Below are 6,728 nucleotides of genomic sequence, written 5' to 3'. Positions count from 1 at the left end.
CCTTTCCAAAACACAGGAATTCCAGGAGGATAAGGCACAATATGTTGAGCTAATACTTTATCTTGTGCTTTATTAATATTTATCCAATATGCATGATTAATATACTTTGATACATAAACACTTTTTTCTAGCGGCAATAAAACCGGCTCTAGCTTTTCTTTTGCTTTTTTAGGTAATTTTATAGTTTTTATTCTATGCAGTAATGTTTCGAAAGGATATCTATCATTAAAATGCCACAATGGTAAGACAATGAGTATTTGATAATCATCAGCTAATTCAATATAAATATGATTCTTTTCAAAATAACGTTGTACTTCAAAACCCGTATGCCCATTTACTCGAACAATAAGCTTTAATGGATCCTCGACTTCAATAACTTCAAAATGCTGTTGTCTTAACGTTTCAATAAATTGTTTTCTTTTTTCGAAAAAGAGACTACTGTCATAAGAATTATAAAATTGATGCGCTAGTTCAATGCTCGACATTACTAAATAAGATGGACTAGAAGTTTGAAAAATACCTAAATATTTAATAACTTCATCTTTCAAAGGTGCATTTTTATGAATAAATAATACTGATCCCATAGTAAGCGCAGGCAAAGTTTTGTGATACGATTGAACAACATAGTCAGCTTCTGATTCTAAAGCTGATTTAGGAAAGTGTTTCAAATTAAAATGGGCACCATGAGCCTCATCAATTAAAACAGGTATATTGTAATCGTGAAATTGTTTAACACACTGTTTGATATCAAAGCATTCTCCATAATAATTTGGATAAGTAACGACAGCGAGTTTTTGATGTCGTAACATTTTAGTATCAATCAAAGGCGCTAAATACTGGTAACTTTTATCACTTCTGTACATAGGCAAAATATCTGCAGACTGTTGAGTTAAATCTAAAGCATTAAAAACTGATTTATGTACATTACGGCTAATTAGATAACGACCTTTTATATGAGTAAATGCTTGTATAACTGATAAAATGCCTGAAGTTGTACCATTAACTAAATAATAAGCATCATAATTAGGATGCTTATTCACACGATTCATACTTTCTAAAATAGTATTTTCTGGATGATGTAAATCATCTAGACCCGTGATTTCAGTCATATCCATTTTCAAAGATAATGCATCTAAATAACCGATAGTCATATTTTTATGTCCTGGAACATGTAATGAGATAGCATGATGATGAATTAAATCATCAAGTTTTTGAGTGATAGGTAATTTCAATTAAGTCCTCTCCTCATATATCTTTAAATATCTCCTATTTTAATAGATAATTTAAAAAAATAAAAGAAACGCTACAATTTCTGTTGTTTAATCTCTTCTCAATTCATTAGCTCCAAGCACTTTTTCTAAATTTCGACATAAAAAAAGAGACCTCACGGTCTCAATATCAGCTCATCGCATCCATACAATGATTTGCCTGGCAACGTCCTACTCTAGCGGAACGTCAGTCCAACTACCATCGGCGCTAAGGAGCTTAACTTCTGTGTTCGGCATGGGAACAGGTGTGACCTCCTTGCCATTGTCACCAGACAAATGAATGATTATACATTCAAAACTAGATAGTAAGTAAAGATTTGCGTCGCAAAACGTTTTTGAAAAATTGATTAAGTCTTCGATCGATTAGTATTCGTCAGCTCCACGTGTCACCACGCTTCCACCTCGAACCTATTAACCTCATCATCTTTGAGGGATCTTATAACCGAAGTTGGGAAATCTCATCTTGAGGGGGGCTTCATGCTTAGATGCTTTCAGCACTTATCCCGTCCATACATAGCTACCCAGCTATGCCGTTGGCACGACAACTGGTACACCAGAGGTATGTCCATCCCGGTCCTCTCGTACTAAGGACAGCTCCTCTCAAATTTCCTACGCCCACGACGGATAGGGACCGAACTGTCTCACGACGTTCTGAACCCAGCTCGCGTACCGCTTTAATGGGCGAACAGCCCAACCCTTGGGACCGACTACAGCCCCAGGATGCGATGAGCCGACATCGAGGTGCCAAACCTCCCCGTCGATGTGAACTCTTGGGGGAGATAAGCCTGTTATCCCCGGGGTAGCTTTTATCCGTTGAGCGATGGCCCTTCCATGCGGAACCACCGGATCACTAAGTCCGTCTTTCGACCCTGCTCGACTTGTAGGTCTCGCAGTCAAGCTCCCTTATGCCTTTACACTCTATGAATGATTTCCAACCATTCTGAGGGAACCTTTGAGCGCCTCCGTTACCTTTTAGGAGGCGACCGCCCCAGTCAAACTGCCCGCCTGACACTGTCTCCCACCACGATAAGTGGTGCGGGTTAGAAAGCCAACACAGCTAGGGTAGTATCCCACCAACGCCTCCACGTAAGCTAGCGCTCACGTTTCAAAGGCTCCTACCTATCCTGTACAAGCTGTGCCGAATTTCAATATCAGGCTACAGTAAAGCTCCACGGGGTCTTTCCGTCCTGTCGCGGGTAACCTGCATCTTCACAGGTACTATGATTTCACCGAGTCTCTCGTTGAGACAGTGCCCAAATCGTTACGCCTTTCGTGCGGGTCGGAACTTACCCGACAAGGAATTTCGCTACCTTAGGACCGTTATAGTTACGGCCGCCGTTTACTGGGGCTTCGATTCGTAGCTTCGCAGAAGCTAACCACTCCTCTTAACCTTCCAGCACCGGGCAGGCGTCAGCCCCTATACATCACCTTACGGTTTAGCAGAGACCTGTGTTTTTGATAAACAGTCGCTTGGGCCTATTCACTGCGGCTCTTCTGGGCTTGCACCCTAAAGAGCACCCCTTCTCCCGAAGTTACGGGGTCATTTTGCCGAGTTCCTTAACGAGAGTTCGCTCGCTCACCTTAGAATTCTCATCTTGACTACCTGTGTCGGTTTGCGGTACGGGCACCTGTTATCTATCTAGAGGCTTTTCTCGGCAGTGTGAAATCAACGACTCGAGGAAACAATTTCCTCTCCCCATCACAGCTCAATCTTAAGAGTGCCGGATTTGCCTAACACTCAATCTCACTGCTTAGACGTACAATCCAATCGTACGCTTCGCCTATCCTACTGCGTCCCCCCATCGATTAAAACGATTATAGGTGGTACAGGAATATCAACCTGTTATCCATCGCCTACGCCTGTCGGCCTCAGCTTAGGACCCGACTAACCCAGAGCGGACGAGCCTTCCTCTGGAAACCTTAGTCAATCGGTGGACGGGATTCTCACCCGTCTTTCGCTACTCACACCGGCATTCTCACTTCTAAGCGCTCCACATGTCCTTGCGATCATGCTTCGACGCCCTTAGAACGCTCTCCTACCATTGTCCAAAGGACAATCCACAGCTTCGGTAATATGTTTAGCCCCGGTACATTTTCGGCGCAGTGTCACTCGACTAGTGAGCTATTACGCACTCTTTAAATGATGGCTGCTTCTAAGCCAACATCCTAGTTGTCTGGGCAACGCCACATCCTTTTCCACTTAACATATATTTTGGGACCTTAGCTGGTGGTCTGGGCTGTTTCCCTTTCGAACACGGACCTTATCACCCATGTTCTGACTCCCAAGTTAAATTAATTGGCATTCGGAGTTTGTCTGAATTCGGTAACCCGAGAGGGGCCCCTCGTCCAAACAGTGCTCTACCTCCAATAATCATCACTTGAGGCTAGCCCTAAAGCTATTTCGGAGAGAACCAGCTATCTCCAAGTTCGATTGGAATTTCTCCGCTACCCACAGTTCATCCGCTCACTTTTCAACGTAAGTCGGTTCGGTCCTCCATTCAGTGTTACCTGAACTTCAACCTGACCATGGGTAGATCACCTGGTTTCGGGTCTACGACCAAATACTATACGCCCTATTCAGACTCGCTTTCGCTACGGCTCCACATTTTCTGCTTAACCTTGCATCAGATCGTAACTCGCCGGTTCATTCTACAAAAGGCACGCCATCACCCATTAACGGGCTCTGACTACTTGTAAGCACACGGTTTCAAGTTCTCTTTCACTCCCCTTCCGGGGTACTTTTCACCTTTCCCTCACGGTACTGGTTCACTATCGGTCACTAGAGAGTATTTAGCCTTAGGAGATGGTCCTCCCAGATTCCGACGGAATTTCACGTGCTCCGTCGTACTCAGGATCCACTCAAGAGAGAATATATTTTCAACTACAGGATTATTACCTTCTTTGATTCAACTTTCCAGATGATTCATTTAATATATTCCTTTGTAACTCCGTATAGAGTGTCCTACAACCCCAATAAGCAAGCTTATTGGTTTGGGCTCTTCCCGTTTCGCTCGCCGCTACTCAGGGAATCGAATTTTCTTTCTCTTCCTCCGGGTACTAAGATGTTTCAGTTCTCCGGGTCTGCCTTCTGACAAGCTATGAATTCACTTGTCGATAACACAACATAACTTGTGCTGGGTTCCCCCATTCGGAAATCTCTGGATCAACGCTTACTTACAGCTACCCAAAGCATATCGTCGTTAGTAACGTCCTTCATCGGCTTCTAGTGCCAAGGCATCCACCGTGCGCCCTTAATAACTTAATCTAATATAGTTATTAATCTGTGAGTGTTCTTTCGAACACTAGCGATTATTTTTTATGAATTCAAGCTTATTTAAAACTCTATTCACTCGGTTTTGCTTGGTAAAATCTATTTACTTACTTATCTAGTTTTCAATGTACAATGTCATTAATTAATAATCACAATTAAGTATTATAACAAAATATAATAGTCAATGCAATATTCAATTAATCATGAATGTTTAAAAATAAACATTCAAAACTGAATACAATATGTCACGTTATTCCGTATCATCTCTACGAGATGTTCCGAATATATCCTTAGAAAGGAGGTGATCCAGCCGCACCTTCCGATACGGCTACCTTGTTACGACTTCACCCCAATCATTTGTCCCACCTTCGACGGCTAGCTCCAAATGGTTACTCCACCGGCTTCGGGTGTTACAAACTCTCGTGGTGTGACGGGCGGTGTGTACAAGACCCGGGAACGTATTCACCGTAGCATGCTGATCTACGATTACTAGCGATTCCAGCTTCATGTAGTCGAGTTGCAGACTACAATCCGAACTGAGAACAACTTTATGGGATTTGCTTGACCTCGCGGTTTCGCTGCCCTTTGTATTGTCCATTGTAGCACGTGTGTAGCCCAAATCATAAGGGGCATGATGATTTGACGTCATCCCCACCTTCCTCCGGTTTGTCACCGGCAGTCAACTTAGAGTGCCCAACTTAATGATGGCAACTAAGCTTAAGGGTTGCGCTCGTTGCGGGACTTAACCCAACATCTCACGACACGAGCTGACGACAACCATGCACCACCTGTCACTCTGTCCCCCGAAGGGGAAAACTCTATCTCTAGAGGGGTCAGAGGATGTCAAGATTTGGTAAGGTTCTTCGCGTTGCTTCGAATTAAACCACATGCTCCACCGCTTGTGCGGGTCCCCGTCAATTCCTTTGAGTTTCAACCTTGCGGTCGTACTCCCCAGGCGGAGTGCTTAATGCGTTAGCTGCAGCACTAAGGGGCGGAAACCCCCTAACACTTAGCACTCATCGTTTACGGCGTGGACTACCAGGGTATCTAATCCTGTTTGATCCCCACGCTTTCGCACATCAGCGTCAGTTACAGACCAGAAAGTCGCCTTCGCCACTGGTGTTCCTCCATATCTCTGCGCATTTCACCGCTACACATGGAATTCCACTTTCCTCTTCTGCACTCAAGTTTTCCAGTTTCCAATGACCCTCCACGGTTGAGCCGTGGGCTTTCACATCAGACTTAAAAAACCGCCTACGCGCGCTTTACGCCCAATAATTCCGGATAACGCTTGCCACCTACGTATTACCGCGGCTGCTGGCACGTAGTTAGCCGTGGCTTTCTGGTTAGGTACCGTCAAGACGTGCACAGTTACTTACACGTTTGTTCTTCCCTAATAACAGAGTTTTACGATCCGAAGACCTTCATCACTCACGCGGCGTTGCTCCGTCAGGCTTTCGCCCATTGCGGAAGATTCCCTACTGCTGCCTCCCGTAGGAGTCTGGACCGTGTCTCAGTTCCAGTGTGGCCGATCACCCTCTCAGGTCGGCTACGTATCGTTGCCTTGGTAAGCCGTTACCTTACCAACTAGCTAATACGGCGCAGGTCCATCTATAAGTGATAGCAAAGCCATCTTTCACTATCGAACCATGCGGTTCGAAATATTATCCGGTATTAGCTCCGGTTTCCCGAAGTTATCCCAGTCTTATAGGTAGGTTACCTACGTGTTACTCACCCGTCCGCCGCTAACGTCAAAGGAGCAAGCTCCTCGTCTGTTCGCTCGACTTGCATGTATTAGGCACGCCGCCAGCGTTCATCCTGAGCCAGGATCAAACTCTCCATAAAAATTTATGATGTTTGATTAGCTCATAATACTAAATAGTGTTTGTAACATTTAAGTTACTTTATTGGAATTAACGTTGACATATTGTCATTCAGTTTTCAATGTTCATTTGATATTAATTAAATGGTGGAGACTAGCGGGATCGAACCGCTGACCTCCTGCGTGCAAAGCAGGCGCTCTCCCAGCTGAGCTAAGCCCCCTAAGGTTTTAAATTATTGAATGGTGGGCCTAAGTGGACTCGAACCACCGACCTCACGCTTATCAGGCGTGCGCTCTAACCAGCTGAGCTATAGGCCCATTAAAACTTGAATGCTAATAAACATTCAAAACTGAATACAATATGTCA

Annotated in this window: 1 protein-coding gene, 2 tRNA genes and 3 rRNA genes; all 6 read right to left on the bottom strand. The window is 44.3% G+C overall.

Annotated elements, in window-relative coordinates:
* The coding region (locus tag C5B97_RS18420; RefSeq protein WP_104313508.1) for an aminotransferase class V-fold PLP-dependent enzyme at nucleotides 1–1,232 on the bottom strand (1,232 nt) is incomplete at its 3' end.
* Between the two features lie 194 nt (nucleotides 1,233–1,426).
* Nucleotides 1,427–1,541 (bottom strand): 5S ribosomal RNA (rrf, locus tag C5B97_RS18415).
* A 70-nt stretch (nucleotides 1,542–1,611) separates the two neighbouring features.
* A 23S ribosomal RNA gene (locus C5B97_RS18410) occupies nucleotides 1,612–4,533 on the bottom strand.
* A 300-nt stretch (nucleotides 4,534–4,833) separates the two neighbouring features.
* Nucleotides 4,834–6,384 (bottom strand): 16S ribosomal RNA (locus C5B97_RS18405).
* Together the 16S, 23S and 5S rRNA genes with 2 tRNA genes alongside form the textbook arrangement of a ribosomal RNA operon.
* 122 nt (nucleotides 6,385–6,506) lie before the next feature.
* A tRNA-Ala gene (locus C5B97_RS18400) sits at nucleotides 6,507–6,582 on the bottom strand.
* A 20-nt stretch (nucleotides 6,583–6,602) separates the two neighbouring features.
* Nucleotides 6,603–6,679: transfer RNA gene (locus C5B97_RS18395), tRNA-Ile, on the bottom strand.
* Nucleotides 6,680–6,728: the final 49 nt, after the last annotated feature.

Source organism: Pseudoclavibacter sp. RFBB5, from assembly GCF_002931555.1.
In the GTDB taxonomy this organism is placed as follows: domain Bacteria; phylum Actinomycetota; class Actinomycetes; order Actinomycetales; family Microbacteriaceae; genus Pseudoclavibacter.
This window is presented reverse-complemented; position numbering and strand designations above follow the sequence as displayed.